16 protein-coding genes are annotated in these 14,353 nt (G+C 63.6%); 8 read left to right on the forward strand and 8 right to left on the reverse strand.

Annotated features, from left to right (window positions below):
• The first annotated feature begins 66 nt into the window (after positions 1-66).
• Positions 67-1,788 (forward strand): SulP family inorganic anion transporter, encoded by a 1,722-nt coding sequence (locus ACYG97_RS23820; RefSeq protein ID WP_023692975.1) that lies wholly within the window; start codon positions 67-69, stop codon positions 1,786-1,788.
• Positions 1,789-1,806: 18 nt separating this feature from the next.
• Here the strand turns inward: ACYG97_RS23820 and ACYG97_RS23825 are convergent, their stop codons facing one another.
• Entirely contained in the window at positions 1,807-2,664 is an 858-nt protein-coding gene (locus ACYG97_RS23825) for an NHL repeat-containing protein (RefSeq protein ID WP_023692976.1), read from the reverse strand.
• Positions 2,665-2,780: 116 nt separating this feature from the next.
• Between ACYG97_RS23825 and ACYG97_RS23830 the strand changes: the two genes are divergently transcribed.
• Both ACYG97_RS23830 and ACYG97_RS23835 read left to right on the forward strand, forming a co-directional pair.
• Positions 2,781-3,581, forward strand: a complete 801-nt coding sequence (locus ACYG97_RS23830; protein ID WP_023732786.1) for a helix-turn-helix domain-containing protein — start codon at positions 2,781-2,783, stop codon at positions 3,579-3,581.
• Positions 3,582-3,755: 174 nt separating this feature from the next.
• A complete protein-coding gene (locus ACYG97_RS23835) occupies positions 3,756-5,132 on the forward strand; it encodes an adenylate/guanylate cyclase domain-containing protein (RefSeq protein ID WP_023673280.1) in 1,377 nt (458 codons plus the stop codon).
• Between the two features lie 142 nt (positions 5,133-5,274).
• On the opposite strand, the gene ACYG97_RS23840 is transcribed toward ACYG97_RS23835, so the two are convergent.
• Positions 5,275-5,571: a YciI family protein gene (locus tag ACYG97_RS23840; protein ID WP_023703852.1), complete on the reverse strand. Its 297-nt coding sequence runs from the start codon at positions 5,569-5,571 to the stop codon at positions 5,275-5,277.
• A gap of 64 nt (positions 5,572-5,635) precedes the next feature.
• Complete coding sequence (locus ACYG97_RS23845) at positions 5,636-6,463, reverse strand: oxidoreductase (protein ID WP_023673282.1); 828 nt, start codon at positions 6,461-6,463, stop codon at positions 5,636-5,638.
• Between the two features lie 125 nt (positions 6,464-6,588).
• On the opposite strand from ACYG97_RS23845, the gene ACYG97_RS23850 reads away from it, so the two are divergent.
• Entirely contained in the window at positions 6,589-7,179 is a 591-nt protein-coding gene (locus ACYG97_RS23850; protein WP_023732785.1) for a TetR/AcrR family transcriptional regulator, read from the forward strand.
• A gap of 7 nt (positions 7,180-7,186) precedes the next feature.
• Here the strand turns inward: ACYG97_RS23850 and ACYG97_RS23855 are convergent, their stop codons facing one another.
• From ACYG97_RS23855 to ACYG97_RS23865, 3 genes are all read right to left on the reverse strand, one after another.
• Complete coding sequence (locus tag ACYG97_RS23855) at positions 7,187-7,987, reverse strand: YiiX/YebB-like N1pC/P60 family cysteine hydrolase (RefSeq protein WP_023732784.1); 801 nt, start codon at positions 7,985-7,987, stop codon at positions 7,187-7,189.
• 41 nt (positions 7,988-8,028) lie between these two features.
• A complete protein-coding gene (locus tag ACYG97_RS23860; RefSeq protein WP_023732783.1) occupies positions 8,029-8,967 on the reverse strand; it encodes a CHAD domain-containing protein in 939 nt (312 codons plus the stop codon).
• A gap of 86 nt (positions 8,968-9,053) precedes the next feature.
• On the reverse strand, positions 9,054-9,551 hold the full coding sequence (locus ACYG97_RS23865; RefSeq protein ID WP_023681278.1) for a CYTH domain-containing protein: 498 nt from the start codon (positions 9,549-9,551) through the stop codon (positions 9,054-9,056).
• A gap of 91 nt (positions 9,552-9,642) precedes the next feature.
• Between ACYG97_RS23865 and ACYG97_RS23870 the strand changes: the two genes are divergently transcribed.
• From ACYG97_RS23870 to ACYG97_RS23885, 4 genes are read left to right on the forward strand one after another with little or no spacing between them, the layout of a single operon-like run.
• Positions 9,643-10,347 carry a CerR family C-terminal domain-containing protein gene (locus ACYG97_RS23870; protein WP_023687507.1) on the forward strand — a complete coding sequence of 235 codons (705 nt, stop codon included), beginning with the start codon at positions 9,643-9,645 and terminating at the stop codon, positions 10,345-10,347.
• Complete coding sequence (locus ACYG97_RS23875; RefSeq protein ID WP_023687506.1) at positions 10,344-11,297, forward strand: HlyD family secretion protein; 954 nt, start codon at positions 10,344-10,346, stop codon at positions 11,295-11,297. The genes ACYG97_RS23870 and ACYG97_RS23875 overlap by 4 nt, the downstream gene beginning before the upstream one ends.
• Complete coding sequence (locus ACYG97_RS23880) at positions 11,294-12,214, forward strand: ABC transporter ATP-binding protein (RefSeq protein WP_023673289.1); 921 nt, start codon at positions 11,294-11,296, stop codon at positions 12,212-12,214. Before ACYG97_RS23875 ends, ACYG97_RS23880 begins: the two co-directional genes overlap by 4 nt.
• Positions 12,211-13,347 carry an ABC transporter permease gene (locus tag ACYG97_RS23885; protein ID WP_023696062.1) on the forward strand — a complete coding sequence of 379 codons (1,137 nt, stop codon included), beginning with the start codon at positions 12,211-12,213 and terminating at the stop codon, positions 13,345-13,347. The genes ACYG97_RS23880 and ACYG97_RS23885 overlap by 4 nt, the downstream gene beginning before the upstream one ends.
• A 4-nt stretch (positions 13,348-13,351) precedes the next feature.
• On the opposite strand, the gene ACYG97_RS23890 is transcribed toward ACYG97_RS23885, so the two are convergent.
• On the reverse strand, positions 13,352-13,951 hold the full coding sequence (locus ACYG97_RS23890; protein ID WP_023710377.1) for a DNA-3-methyladenine glycosylase: 600 nt from the start codon (positions 13,949-13,951) through the stop codon (positions 13,352-13,354).
• 17 nt (positions 13,952-13,968) lie between these two features.
• On the reverse strand, positions 13,969-14,349 hold the full coding sequence (locus ACYG97_RS23895) for a nuclear transport factor 2 family protein (protein WP_023732782.1): 381 nt from the start codon (positions 14,347-14,349) through the stop codon (positions 13,969-13,971).
• Positions 14,350-14,353: the final 4 nt, after the last annotated feature.

Genomic DNA, 14,353 nt, shown 5'->3' on the forward strand with positions numbered 1-14,353 from the left:
CGCGACGGCGACCGCCGACAGTCCTGCCGACGATCCCGCCGCCTTCACGCAAGCGGAAGGCAGTCCATGGATCAGATCCGGCGGGCAGTGCATCAACCGGCCCAGAAGTCGGCAAAGCCGACATTTTCAGAGCTGTTCACGCCCAAGCTGGTGACGGTCTGGCGCGAAGGTTACCGCCTGCCGCAGTTCAAGGCCGACTTCATGGCCGGGCTGACCGTCGCTATTGTCGCGTTGCCGCTGTCGATGGCGATTGCGATTGCTTCGGGCGTGACGCCGGAGCGCGGCCTGTTCACGGCCATTGTCGGCGGCTTCATCGTCTCGGCGCTCGGCGGCAGCCGCTTCCAGATCGGCGGCCCGGCCGGCGCCTTCATCGTGCTGGTGGCGGCGACGGTGCAGCGCGAAGGCGTCGACGGACTGCTGCTGGCGACGATGATGGCCGGCATTTTCCTGCTCGCCATCGGCTATCTCCGGCTCGGAACCTATATCAAATTCATCCCTTACCCGGTGACGGTCGGCTTCACCGCCGGCATCGCAGTCATCATCTTCTCCGGCCAGATCGTCGAACTGTTCGGGCTGAGGCTTGCCGGGCCGGAGCCCGGGCCGCTGCTGCCGAAGCTGATGGCGATCGGCCACGCGGCCGGCACGCTCAATATCTCGGCAACGCTGGTGGCGGCGCTGACCATCGCCACCATCGTCGGGGTGAAGCGCTGGCGGCCCGGCTGGCCGGGCATGCTGATCGCCGTCGGACTGGCCTCCCTTGTCGTGGCGCTGCTTTCGCTGCCGGCGGAAACGATCGGCACCCGCTATGGCGGCATTCCGCGCAGCCTGCCGTTGCCGGCACTGCCGGCACTCAACCTCGACAAGGCGCTTGCGGTGCTGCCGGATGCGGTGGCTTTTGCGCTGCTCGGCGCCATCGAATCGCTGCTCTCGGCCGTGGTCGCCGATGGCATGACCGGGCGGCGTCACCGTTCCAATTGCGAACTGGTGGCGCAAGGCTTTGCCAACATCGCGTCTGCCCTGTTCGGCGGCATCTGCACCACCGGCACCATCGCCCGCACCGCCACCAATGTGCGGGCCGGCGCGCATGGGCCGGTTTCCGGCATGCTGCATTCGCTTTTTCTGCTGGTCTTCATGCTGGTGGCCGCACCAATGGCGAGCTACATCCCGCTTGCCGCCCTTGCCGGGGTGCTGGCGGTTGTCTGCTGGAACATGTTCGAGAAGCAGGCCTTCGCCACGTTGCTGCGCGCTTCGCGCGGCGACGCCCTGGTGCTGATGGCAACCTTCCTGATCGTCGTCTTCCGCGATCTCACCGAAGGCATCGTCGTCGGCTTCGCGCTAGGCTCGATCCTGTTCATCGACCGCATGGCCAAGTCGATCGCCGTGGAGGCGGATTTGCCGCTGGTGCAGGACGATGTCGCCGACAGCAGCGGCCGCGCCTACGATGCAAGCGAGGCAAGCGACGCCGACACCGTCGTCTATCGCATCTCCGGCGCCTTCTTCTTCGGCGCCGCCTCGACTGTCGGCACGGTGCTCGACCGCATCGCCGACCAGCGCAAGAACTTCATCCTCGATTGCTCGGCGGTGCCGTTCTTCGATTCCACCGCGGCCAATGTCATCGAGGGCGCGGCGCACAAGGCGAAGCGCGCAGGGGTGCGTTTCATCATCGCCGGTGCCTCGCCGCAGACACGGCGCATGCTGATCAACCACGGCGTCAAGCGGCCGCTGGTGACCTTTGCCGCCTCGATCAAGGATTCGCGGGCGCAACTCAAAGCCGCGCCCGCTGGCTGAGCCGGCAAGTGTGCGCCGTCAGTCCAGGCTCAGCACCGCGATCTCGCCCTCGTTCATCAGCGGCACGAAGATCCGCGTGCCGTCTGTGCCGATATCGGCGCTGCCCGGCTTGAACTGCTCTACAGCCTTCGGCGCCTCGCCGACTTTGTACCGATAGAGCGTGCCGGTCATGAAGGCGGTGGCGTAGATGCTGTCGCCGATGGCGACGACGCCGTCGAGGTCGGCAAAGTTTTGTGCGCCAGGCAGCGGCGTCACGGCTTTCGTCGCGAGATCGACCGACAGCAGGCCCCCGGGCGCGGCAGTGCTGAAGTCCGGCTTGATGCCCTTGCCCCAGGACGCCACGATCAGCCGATCGCGATCGGCAAAGATGCCGTTGGGTGCGGCGAGCTTCGCATCCTTCACGAACAGTTCCGGCTTGTCGCCGTCAATGCGGTAGATCGCATCGGCCAGCATGTCGGTGACATAAACCTTGCCCGAACTGTCCGATGTCACGTCATTGAGGAAAACGGCGCCGGGCACATCGATCGTCGAGATGAGCTTGCCGCTGGCGAGATCGACGATGCGCACCTTGGTGATGTCGGCGACGTAGAGCTTGCCGCCAGAGATCGCCGAGCCCTTCGGTGCATCCATGCCGGCGGTCCAGTGCCGGCTAACGACCTTGCCGTCCAGCGACAGCACCGAGAGATAGCCGTTGCCGTCGGCCTCCCCGGGATTGCCGACGATGTTGGAGACGATAATGCGATTGTTGGCGGCATCGAACAGCGCCGATTCGGGTTGCTCGAAGCCCGAGGCGCGCCAGAGTTCGGCGGCCTCGGCCGCAGGCACGAGCGCGATACCGAAGGCGGCGAGACAAATAGAGGGGATGAGGGTTTTCACGGCCAGGTCTCCTGTGGTGGATGGCGGAGAGCTAGAGATGTCGATACTTTTCCGGAAGGGCGATTGCCGCTAGTATCGAAACGCGATACCAAACCGCGAGAAAAGAGGTGCATTCCATGAACGGCCTGATCTTCGAGGCGCTGAAGCGGACGCTGAAGGCCAAGGGCGTCACCTATCGTGAGCTAGCCGGGCGTATGGGCATTTCCGAGCCGACGGTGAAGCGCATCTTCCACGAGCGCAACTGCAAGCTCGACCGTCTCATCGGGATCTGCGCTGCCGCCGGCATCGAGCTGGAAAACGTGCTGGGGTCGATGAACCGGGGGCCGGGACCGGTCAATCGCATCGCGCCGGAGATCGAGCGCAAGCTCGCGGGACGGCCGGCGCTGCTGTTCATCTTCGTCATGCTGTCGGAGAAGTTCACGCCCGAAGGCGTCATGCGCTCGCAAGGCTTGAGCGAAGCCTCGATGTTCCTTTATCTGCGCGATCTCGAAGCGATCGGCCTGATCGCATTGGGCAGCGGGCTGTCGGCACGGCTGCTGGTCGACACACCGATCCAGTGGAATTTCGAAGGGCCGCTCAGGCCGCTATTCGAGATGACAAACAAGAATTTCATCGGCTGGGCGATCACCCATCTGGAGCGGGAAGCGACCTTCGTCTCTTTCTCCAGGCGGATGCGGCCGGAGACGGCGGAGATGGTGAAGCGCGAGGCGGAGGAACTGGCCGAGCGCGCCAAACTGCTCGCCCATCACGACCAGCACACGACGCCGGAAGACGGGCTGACCGGCTACAAATGGACGTTTGCTTTTGGCGCAACCCCGTTTCCGGCGATCATGCCGATCGGCCCGCACCCCAGGGATGCCGGTGCGTCCGACCGGCCCACCGCTCCGGCAAAGGGACGCCGCCCGTTGCCGGCCTGACTGGGCCATCATCCGAGCAGGATTGCATCTGGCGGCTGAGCTTGTCGCGCTCCAGTCCGGAGGTGCTTCAAAAATGAAGCCACATTCATGATAGAGTTCGCGCGCTGATTTGCCAGACTGTACGGGGCGGGTTTGCCGAATGCGTGACCGTCCCCGCAAAATCGAAGTGATCCTATGCCGACCGCGCCAACACTTGAACTTCGCCGCTATTCGCGCCTGAAAAATTTGCGGGAGCGCGCAGAACGCCAGGGTGCTGCATTGCAGTTCTGGGCGCGCACGGCATCGCTCGCCGTGATCTCCTGCTTCTTTTCCTTGATCAGCCGCTGGGATGCCTCGCTGCTCTTCGTGCTGGCGGGCCTCGCGCTGTTCCAACTCGTCGGCCTGATCCAGTTTCGCTTTGCGCGCCGTCGCAACGCGCCATGGTGGATCGGTTACCTCGTCGGTACGCTGGACATCATTCTGTTGACCGTTCTGCTGGTAACGCCCAACCCGTTTTCCCTCGAGGTCGCGCCGGCCGCGATGCAACTGCGCGAGGGCAGCTTCAAATTCCTGCTGATTTTCGTATGCCTTGGCGCGCTGACCCTTTCGACACGATTGGCGCTCTATCTCGGCGCGCTCGCGGCCTTGACGTGGACGATCGGGGTGGGATGGGTGGTTTTTCATGCGGGAACCGTCATTCCGGCAACGAACCTCTATTCGCTGCCGATGACAGAGCGACTGAATCTCTATCTCAACCCCAATTTCGTCGATACGTTCGCGCAGGCGACCAATGTGTTGGTTGTGCTGATTATCGGCGCGATCATGGCGCTGGTCGTCTCTCGTTCCCGACATCTGTCGGAAGACTATGTCAAGGCGGAGCGCGCCCGCGCCAATCTCGCCCGGCATTTTTCGCCCAATGTCGTCGACCAGCTCGCCACGGATGACGAGCCCTTCGGCCCGGTCCGCCGGCAGGATATCGCGGTGCTGTTCGCCGACATCGTCGGCTTCACACACTATTCCGAGGATCATCCGGCCGAAGCAGTGTTCGAACTACTGCGTCAGTTCCACCGTCGCATGGAGCAGGTCGTTTTCGACCACCATGGCACCGTCGACAACTATATCGGCGATTGCATCATGGCGACCTTCGGGGTTCCGCAAGCCAGCCATGACGACGCAACCCGGGCCATCCGGTGCGCTGAAGCGATGATCGCCGCTATCGAAGACTGGAATGTCCAGCGTGTGTCCAGAGGATATCCGCCGCTGGACGTTCGGATCGGTGCACAATATGGCGCCGTCGTCCTCGGCGCGGTCGGCAGCGAGCGCAACCTGTCCTTCGCGGTGGTGGGCGACACCGTCAACGTCGCCAGCCGTTTGCAGGCGCTCTGCCGGGAGCTTCAGGCGAATATTTGCTTTGGGTCACGACTGATTGAGGCCGCGAAGGCGGAATCGCTCGGGACACAGCTGAATGCGCGCGATCATGGACCGGTTAGCATCCGCGGCCGGGACGAACCGGTCCATGTCTGGGTCGAACACAGAGCCGAAAACCAGGGCGCTATTGCGGTTTCGGCGTGATGCAGGCCGCCATGTGAGACGCCTGCACCTCGGCAGGATGGACGCCAGAAACCTCGACAGGATCGCGCCCGCCAGCGTGCGCAAAGCTGGCCCGTTCGAGAGCGACTTTCGCTGCCGCATCGATGCGGTTTGGTCGAAATGGTTAGCCGTGCGTTTTCAAATGCAGCATCGGATGGTGTTCGTAGTGCCCGGCGCCATTCTTCACGATCGGGTCCTCCGAGGTGATCGCCTCTATGTCCAGATCATCGGCAATCCGATAGAGCGACACCCCATAACCGCCAGCCGGGTCCATCACGGGGCCGTGCGCGACGATAAGCCTCTTTTCAAGCAGGTCATCCAGGAATGCTCCGTGCTGCTTCATCCACTCTTCCTCATCGGTGGTCATCGTTGCCAGAAAGTCGGAACGCGGCGGAATATATTTGCACAAATAGGACTTCATTCGTCGCTCCTCGGCGAAAGGAGGCTCGCCTGCCGGACTGGCCTGGCGATGCCGTGATTTTAGATCAATCGGCCACGCCCATCTGCTTGCGGAAGCTCTTGTCGAACATGTTTTCGGGCACGAAGCGCCGCATGAAGCGAAGACGGCCTGCCGTTTTGCCAGGCGTATAGCGCATGCTCGGCGTCTTTTCGGTGGCTGCCTGTACCACTTTGTCGGCCACGGCTTCCACCGGATCGCCGCTCGCGATTCTGTTGCGCCAGGTCGAATTCATGGCTGAGCGCCCCTGTTCGTAGACGCCGGAAATCCGGTCAGGCTGTTCGGCGTTCTCTTCCAGTCCGGTGCGGGTGAAGGCGGGCTCGACAAGGGAAACCCTGATGCCGAACGTTCGAAGTTCGTGATCGAGCGACTCGGAATATCCTTCGACTGCGTGTTTGGTGGCGGTGTAGAGGGCGGTGAATGGCCCCGGCAGGAAACCGGACACCGAACTGATGTTGATGATCCGGCCCTCGCCCTGTCTGCGCATGATGGGCAGCACTTCATTGGTCATGCGAACGATGCCGAAGACATTTATGTCGAACAGGCTTTGGGCTTGAGCGACCGATGATTCCTCGGCGCCGCCGATCAGGCTGCGGCCCGCATTGTTTACCAGTACGTCGATCCGGCCGGCGAGGGCGACAACTTGCTTGATGGCGTCTCTGACGGACCCATCATCGGTGACGTCGCAAGGGACCATGTGAATGCCCTGACGCACTTCGTTGGGCGCAGCTCGGCGGCTGGTGCCGAACACGCGATACCCCGCCCGGATGAGCGCAAGTCCGGCCGCATGCCCGATGCCACCCGAAGCGCCGGTGATCAGCGCGATCTTCTCGGCGCGCGACTGAACTTGTGTCATCTCAACTTTCCTGCCTAATGATTATGATCGTAATCATTAGGTGATAATGACCGCCATAATCATTGTCAAGCGCCTCCGCCACGTCTTATATGTCGATCATCATCAATAGGAGAGAGGATGCGGTCGTGAAGGTGAGCAAGGAGATGGTCGAGTTAAATCGAGAGCGGGTCATCGATACCGCCGCAAAGCTCTTCCGCGAACAAGGGATCGACGGGATCGGCATTGCCGATCTGATGAGCGCGGCCGGGCTTACCCACGGAGGCTTCTACCGACAATTCAAGTCGAAGGACGACCTCATCGTTCAGGCCATGCAGCGGGCCTTCAGTGACATGAGCGCCGATCTATCCGCCCGGCTCGCTTCGACCGATACTCCGTTTGAGACGCTCGTGCGCCACTACATCTCGGACCATCATCGCGACAATCCGGGGCACGGATGCAGCCTCACCGCACTGGCGGCCGATGCCGCCCGGCACGACGATCCAGCGCTTCGATCGTTCTTCGGAAGCATCGTCAGCAATTATGTCGCGTTGATCATTTCACTCCTGCCGGGAAGCGACCCGGCCGCGAAGCGGAGTGCCGCGATCGCATTCCTAGCGGAAATGGTCGGATCGGTGATCCTCTCCCGCGTCGTGCCCGATCCGACGCTTTCCGCTGAGATCATCGACACTGTCTCGAATGATCTCATAGGGCGCCACTCGCCACCGGCGCCGGTTTGAATGGTTGCTATTCGGCGGCCTTCGCCTCAGCGGCCCTATCTTCCCAGGTCACCGCCCGGTAGTCGAAACCAAATTCCAGCGTCGGTTTCACGATGCGGAAGAAGGGCGACAGGTCGAAGTCGCGCGGCGTGTAAAGCGAGTGGTGGCGGATGTGCAGGATTTCGCGGCGCGAATAGTTCGACTGCGCCGAGGCGCGGCCGGGCGCGCGGGTGATCTCGGGCAGGATCGGGTAGCGGATCTCGCCATAGGCTTCGGCGATCAGCGTCGAGCAAATGGCGCGCGTCGGATCGCCGGAACCGAAAGCCAGCATGCGGCGGCGCCAGCGCACCGGCACCGGCGGCGTCGGCAGGAAAAAGCGCAGCATGTCGAAAATGTTCTTGAGATCGTATTTCAGGCCGAGCTTGCCGATCACGAAGGCGACGACATGGTCGCGGTCTTCCGGGGTCAGCCCGCTCGCCCGGCAGATACGGGTGTTGTAGGTGCGGTAGCGCGACAGCGGCACGGCGACACAGCCTTCGCCGAGCGTGACTTCGATCAGCCGACGCCGTTCCGATCCGTCCTCCGGTTCGGACAACGCATCGCCGATATAGAAGGCCGCATGCGACCAAGTCGACTGTGTCAGGTATTTGATGGCCGCGGAGATCTTCTGGTTGCCTTCGATGAGCAGGATGTCGCCGGGTTCGAGCGTGCGCCGCAACGTCTCGGCGTCGGACGGCGTGTAGGGCTCATAGCCCGAGGATTCGTCCTGCAGCCGGCCGGCAAGCCAGCGGCCAAGTCGGTCGAGAAGCGTGTCGCGCGGCGCGGTCATGGTAAAGTGTGACTAGCACGAGGTGACGTCCTCGGCCATGATCAACCGACCGGGACCTCTTTCGACAATACCGGGCCGGCGAGGTCGTCGCGCGCATTGCGCGCGAGTTTCTTCGTCGAGCGCTTGGGGCTGTCGCCGAACAGCTCGGCCGCTCCGGCAAGGCAGCTCTTCTTCAGGCTTTTTTCCGAGCGCTTCAAAAGCTTGCCAAGAAGCCTTGTGTCCTGCGCATCGCCGAGCGGCTCACCGTCGGCCTCGAGCAACACGCGCATGACGAAGACGTCGTGCAGTTCGCCGAGTTTTTCGCCAAGTTCATCAACTGCCTTGCGCCGCACCTTGATCGGCGTCGGCCACAGCCGGCCGAGCAGCGACAAATGCATCGAGTGGGTCTTGGCAGCCTTGCGCAGATCGTGGAAATCCTCTGCTTCGCCGCGCGATCCTGCCCGGTCCAGCGCCTTCCTGGCCCGGCGCAAGGTCTTGCGAGCGCCTTCCGCAAGCACATCGGCTGCATGCTCAGGCAGATCGGGGAGCAGCAGCCGCTCGATCCGGATCAGGCCTTCCTCGCAGGCGGCGGTGGCCGCGCCTATGGCGGCGTCGAGACCAGCCCCGGCATGGATTTCATGCTGGCGGGCGATAAGCCGGTCGCGCACGCTGTCGAGGCCGCCGCCGGCAACCTGCTCGGGAAAGGCGGCTGCCAGCCGGTCGACGGTCTCGACCAGCGCGGTCGCCTCGCGCGGCCCGGCAAGCAGCGCCGCCACCTGACGGTAGCATTGGTTCTCAGTCCGACAGAATGTTTCATTTCCGGAACGGACCAGCCGCAGCAAGGCGCGCGCGCTCTTCAGCCGCTTGCGGCATTTGTGCAATGCCTGCTCCGGCTGGTCGCGCGCGACGGCCAGATGGGCAAGCGCCTTGCCGATCTCCTCGCCAAGGATACGCCTGACCTCGCCGGTCAGCGGCAGGCGCGGATCGATGCGAAAGCTCATGCGGCGATCTCCGGAATCCCCCTAGAGCATGATGCCGAAAAGTGTGAAGCGGTTTTCGGACGACATCATGCTCCATCTCTTTTGATTTAGAGCCGGATTCCGATTTTAGGTCGACCCGACCTAAAATCATCCGGCTCTAGGGCGAGCGACGCGTTGTAAAATCTCTGCTCGCCGGTCACTTCGCGGCCGAGCCAATCAGGCAGCATTTCGTCAGGTACATCCTCCGGCGTCTCCAGTTCGGCCACCACAAGGCCGGCTAGGATCCCGCCGAAAACATCGACTTCGTAGAGATAGCCGCGATGCCTAACATGGTGGCGTGTCTTCTCGATGACATGTCCGATGGCGAAGGCCAGCATCTCCTCGGCATCAGTCAGAGGAATTTCATATTCGTATTCGTCGCGCTCGCGGATCTTGCTGCCGAATTTGAGCGTCAGCTTCGCCGAACTGCCGTCGCTGATGCGCACGCGCACGGTGCGGCCAGGTGCTGCGGCAAGATAGAACTGGCGAATGCGTATATTCGCCTCGGCCATTTCTAGCCATTCGGCGCTGGAGACCAGGAACTTGCGTTCGACTTCCTTGCCCATGGCCGCGCACTAAAGCGTCTGCGGCGCGACATGGCAAGCGGCCGTAGACAATCAATTTGACTTTAATCAATCGTTTGATTAAACAGGCCACATGATCAAATCCGCGCCCAACAAAATGCCTCGCCAGGAGACATCGCCCGCCGAGCAGACGCGCGCCGCACTGGTGCTGGCCGCGCTCAAACTGTTTGGGCGGCAGGGCTTCGACGGCACCTCGACGCGCGAGATCGCGGCGGAGGCGAAGGCCAACATCGGCTCCATCGCCTATCATTTCGGCGGCAAGGAAGGGCTGCGCGGGGCCGCCGCCGACCACATCGTTGAGACCATCCAGGCGGTTGCCGGCCAGGCGCTCGGCGGCATGCAGCTGCAAGGTCAAGCCAGTTCAGAGACGGCGCGGGCGCAGCTCTCGACCGCATTGGAGCGGATGGTAGGATTTGTCGTCGCCAGGCCGGAGGCGGGCGAGATCGTACAATTCGTACTTAGAGAGTTGTCGCATCCGACGGCCGCCCTCGACCGCATCTATGACGGGGTGTTCGAACCGACGCATCGCCGCCTCTGCCAGATCTGGGAACAGGCGACGGGCGAGCCGGCCGAGAGCGAGGCCACCAAGCTCGTGGTCTTCACGCTGATCGGCCAGGTCATCTATTTCCGCATCGGCCGCGAAGCAGTGATGCGTCGTATGGGCTGGCGCGAGATCGGTAACACCGAAGCCGCCAAGGTGGTGGCGGCGGTCACAAGCAATCTTGGCGCCATACTGGCGGCCCGAAATCCGGTCGCCCGCAAGGAGGGCAAGCGATGAGTTTTCTCTGTTCCCTGCCGCTCGCAGCCCAGCTGTTCGGCGCCTGCGCGCCGGCAGCGCCGCTTGCCGTCGGCTATGTCGAGGGCGACTATGTCTTGCTGGCGCCGATCGAAGTGGCGCAGGTCGAGACCGTCGCGGTCAAGCGCGGCGACCGTGTTGTATCAGGCACGCCGGTGGTGACTCTCGAAAGCGCCGACGCAAAAATCGCCGTCGCCCAGGCAGAGGCCGCGCTCGCCCAGGCGCAGGCGCAGCTGGCCGACCTGCAGATCGGCAAGCGGCCGGAGGAGATCGCGGTGCTGAAGGCCGAGGTCGACATGGCCAAGGCCCAGGCCACGGATGCCAAGCGCAAATACGACCGCGCCGCCGACCTGTTCAAGCGCGGTGCCGGCACGCAGGCCGACTACGACACCGCCGCCGCGACGCTGGAGACCGCCAATGCGCAGGTCGGCCAGGCGCAGGCCAACCTCGCCGTCGGCGGTCTGCCTGCGCGTCCCGAAACGATCAAGGCGGCAGACAATCAGGTCAAACAGGCACAGTCGGCGTTGAAGCAGGCTGAGTGGCGGCTATCGAAGCGCGTGCTGGCGGCACCCTCGCCCGGCCGCATCAATGACGTCATCCGCAATCCCGGCGACACCGCCGGTCCGACCGCGCCTGTCATTTCGATGTTGCCGGACGGTGCGGTAAAGCTCAGCGTCTATGTCCCGGAAAGTGCGTTCTCGTCGATCAAGGTCGGCACGCTGCTTGTCGTCCATTGCGACGGCTGCGGGCCGGAGGTGAAGGCGCGCGTCAGCTATGTCTCGCCCGACCCGGAATTCACCCCGCCGGTGATCTACTCGCTCGAGAACCGGCAGAAGCTGGTCTACCTCGTCGAGGCGCGGCCTGAGGGCAAGGCGCAAGCGCTGCAGCCGGGACAGATCGTCGATGTCGAGCTGGCGGCCTCCGCAAAATGAACGCCATCGACGTTCATGGCTTGGTCAAGCGTTTCGGCGACAAGACTGTCGTCGACCATGTGACGATGACGGTGGCCGAGGGCGAGATCGTCGGCTTTCTCGGGCCCAACGGGTCCGGCAAGACGACGACCATCCGCATCATGTGCGGCCTGCTGACGCCCGACGAGGGCGAAGGTACGGTGCTGGGTTTCAACATCCGCACCGAGTCGCTCCGCATCAAGCGCGAAGTCGGCTACATGACGCAGAAATTCTCGTTCTACGAGGATTTGACGATCGGCGAGAATCTCGAATTCGTGGCGCGGCTCTACCGGCTGAAGCCGGTCGAGGAGCATGTGTCGAAAACGCTGGAAGAGCTTGGCCTGACGAGCCGCCGCAACCAGCTCGCCGGCACGCTGTCGGGCGGCTGGAAGCAGCGGCTGGCACTGGCCGCCTGCATCATGCACAAGCCGAAGCTGCTGCTGCTCGACGAGCCGACCGCCGGCGTCGATCCGAAGGCGCGGCGCGAATTCTGGGACGAGATCCACCGGCTGGCGAGCGGCGGTCTGACCGTGCTGGTCTCCACCCATTACATGGACGAGGCCGAGCGCTGCCACCGCATCAGCTACATCTCCTACGGCAAGATGCTGGCCACCGGCACGGTGGACGAGGTGGTGACGAATGCCGGTCTGACCACCTTCGTGCTGCAGGGACCGCGCCTCGACCAGGTCGCCGATGCACTCAGGGACCGGCCCGGCGTCGACCAGGTGGCGCCGTTCGGCGCGACGCTGCATGTCGTCGGCTCCGACAAGGCAAAGCTCGAAAAGGCGCTCGCCGATGTCGAGAAGGAGCACAAGGGTGTCAGCGTAAAACCCGGCGAGACCAGCCTTGAGGACGTCTTCATCCAGTTCATGTCCGGCTCGAAGGACAATATGGCATGAACAGCGTCTTCTCCTTCGCAAGGCTAGGTGCGCTGCTGATCAAGGAATTCATCCAGATGCGGCGCGACCGCATCACCTTCGCCATGATGCTGGGCGTGCCGCTTTTGCAGCTGGTGCTGTTCGGCTACGCCATCAACAACGATCCCAAAAGCCTGCCTGCCGCACTGGTGGCGACCAGCAACGACCCCTACACCCGCGCCATTGTCGCGGCCCTGCAGACGACCGGCTACTACCGCTTCGACCATGTCGCGCAAAGTGCCGAGGATGCTGAATTCCTGATGGCGCGCGGCGATGTCGCCTTCGTCGTCACCATCCCGGCCGATTTCGGCCGCCGGGTGGAGCGCGGCGACAATCCGCAGATCCTGATCGAGGCCGACGCAACCGACCCGGCCGCCGCCAGCGGCGCCATCTCGACGCTAAGCAAAGTGGCCAGCCAGGCGCTGCTTCGGGCGCAAGGCATGCAGGAGGCGGCGAGTGAGGCCGCCAGGGGCCAGCTCGATGTGGTGGTGCACCAGCGCTACAATCCGGAAGGCATCTCGCAATACAACATCGTGCCCGGCCTGCTCGGCGTCATCCTGCAGATGACCCTGGTGATGATGACCTCGATCGCGCTGACCCGGGAGACCGAGCGCGGCACTATGGAAAACCTGCTCGCCATGCCGTCCAGCCCGTTCGAGATCATGCTGGGCAAGGTGCTGCCCTATCTGGTGGTCGGCGGCGTCCAGGTGGTGGTGGTGCTGGCGGCGTCGAAGCTTCTGTTCGCCATTCCTTTCACCGGCTCGATGTCGCTGCTGCTTACCGCCGTATTGGTGTTCGTGCTGGCGCTGGTGCTGCTTGGCTACACCATCTCGACCATCGCCCGCACGCAGATGCAGGCGCTGCAGCTGACCTTCTTCTTCTTCCTGCCGTCGATCCTGCTGTCCGGCTTCATGTTCCCCTATCGCGGCATGCCGGGCTGGGCGCAGACCTTCGGCGAGATTTTCCCGCTGACGCATTTTCTGCGCATCACCCGCGCGGTGATGCTGAAGGGCGCTGAACTGCCGGCGGTTGCGGGCGAGATCGCCTGGCTGGTCGGGTTCGTGGCCTTGTTTGCCGGCGTCGCATTGGTGCGGTTCAGGCGCACGCTCGACTGAGCGTTCAGGAATTGACCGATCGCGGACCGCTGACGAACGGGCTGCCCCTGACATAGAACCGCAGCGGGCGGTCCGCATCCTTCGTGATGCCGATGCGGATGCCTTGGCCGATGTCGCTGGCCTGATGCTCGTCGGCTGCCAGCCATAGCGGGCCTTGGCGGCACAGATCGAGGCCGTCCAGCGAACGGTCGATCCGCAATGCCTGGGCGAGCCGCCCCGGCCCGCGCGCCAGGTCGCGCAGGCGCTCCACGCCCCGGTTCAGCCGCATGATGGCGATGCCTTCGAGCGGCTCCAGCGCCCGGATCAGCACGCCGGTGCCGGTGCCCGGCCCCTCGCTCGAGACATTGAGCATCCAGGAGACCCCATAGGCGAGGTAGACGTAGGCGTGTCCGGGCCCGAGGAACAGCGAACGGTTGCGCGGCGTCATGCCGCGATAGCCGTGCCCGGCGGCGTCGCCGGTGACATAGGCCTCGGTCTCGACGATACGGCCGCTGACGATGCCTTCCGGCAGCTCCCGCACCACGAGCTTGCCGATGAGATAGCGGGCGAGATCGGCCGTATCATCAGGCAGTTCGGCACGATCGAGCGGATGGTGGCCGGTCATGCTACCGCCGCCGTGTTTCAAGGTATCCGTTCGACCCATTGCGCGCGCGACTGCCCCGGCTCGAACGGATCGCCGAAATACTGGGTCTCGCGAACCACCTTGCCATCGACGAACTCCATGATGCTCACCGTATAGGACGGAATCCCGTCATAGGTCAGGACATATTCGGTGATCCAGAGGTCGCCTGACCCGGTGATCCGCCGCACGGCAAAGCGCTTCCGGTTGGGCTGCGTGGCGCGCGACGACTGGATGTTGTGCCGTCCGCTGATGCGCTCGCCTGATTGCGGATAATCGAGCACCGCGTCCTCGCGATAGATCTGATGCTCCGTCTCGAGATCATTGGCATCGGAGGCAGCCCAATGGCGCTCGAGAGCCGCCCTTATCTCAGCGTCTGCCATATCG

The organism is Mesorhizobium sp. W067, assembly GCF_054719525.1.

What these genes read in the sequence shown, in the direction of transcription:
- ACYG97_RS23820 (WP_023692975.1), top strand. Translation starts at nt 67, where the DNA reads ATGGATCAGATCCGGCGGGCAGTGCATCAACCGGCCCAGAAGTCGGCA.
- ACYG97_RS23830 (WP_023732786.1), top strand. Translation starts at nt 2,781, where the DNA reads ATGAACGGCCTGATCTTCGAGGCGCTGAAGCGGACGCTGAAGGCCAAG.
- ACYG97_RS23835 (WP_023673280.1), top strand. Translation starts at nt 3,756, where the DNA reads ATGCCGACCGCGCCAACACTTGAACTTCGCCGCTATTCGCGCCTGAAA.
- ACYG97_RS23840 (WP_023703852.1), bottom strand. Translation starts at nt 5,571, where the DNA reads ATGAAGTCCTATTTGTGCAAATATATTCCGCCGCGTTCCGACTTTCTG.
- ACYG97_RS23845 (WP_023673282.1), bottom strand. Translation starts at nt 6,463, where the DNA reads ATGACACAAGTTCAGTCGCGCGCCGAGAAGATCGCGCTGATCACCGGC.
- ACYG97_RS23855 (WP_023732784.1), bottom strand. Translation starts at nt 7,987, where the DNA reads ATGACCGCGCCGCGCGACACGCTTCTCGACCGACTTGGCCGCTGGCTT.
- ACYG97_RS23860 (WP_023732783.1), bottom strand. Translation starts at nt 8,967, where the DNA reads ATGAGCTTTCGCATCGATCCGCGCCTGCCGCTGACCGGCGAGGTCAGG.
- ACYG97_RS23865 (WP_023681278.1), bottom strand. Translation starts at nt 9,551, where the DNA reads ATGGGCAAGGAAGTCGAACGCAAGTTCCTGGTCTCCAGCGCCGAATGG.
- ACYG97_RS23870 (WP_023687507.1), top strand. Translation starts at nt 9,643, where the DNA reads ATGATCAAATCCGCGCCCAACAAAATGCCTCGCCAGGAGACATCGCCC.
- ACYG97_RS23875 (WP_023687506.1), top strand. Translation starts at nt 10,344, where the DNA reads ATGAGTTTTCTCTGTTCCCTGCCGCTCGCAGCCCAGCTGTTCGGCGCC.
- ACYG97_RS23880 (WP_023673289.1), top strand. Translation starts at nt 11,294, where the DNA reads ATGAACGCCATCGACGTTCATGGCTTGGTCAAGCGTTTCGGCGACAAG.
- ACYG97_RS23885 (WP_023696062.1), top strand. Translation starts at nt 12,211, where the DNA reads ATGAACAGCGTCTTCTCCTTCGCAAGGCTAGGTGCGCTGCTGATCAAG.
- ACYG97_RS23890 (WP_023710377.1), bottom strand. Translation starts at nt 13,951, where the DNA reads ATGACCGGCCACCATCCGCTCGATCGTGCCGAACTGCCTGATGATACG.
- ACYG97_RS23895 (WP_023732782.1), bottom strand. Translation starts at nt 14,349, where the DNA reads ATGGCAGACGCTGAGATAAGGGCGGCTCTCGAGCGCCATTGGGCTGCC.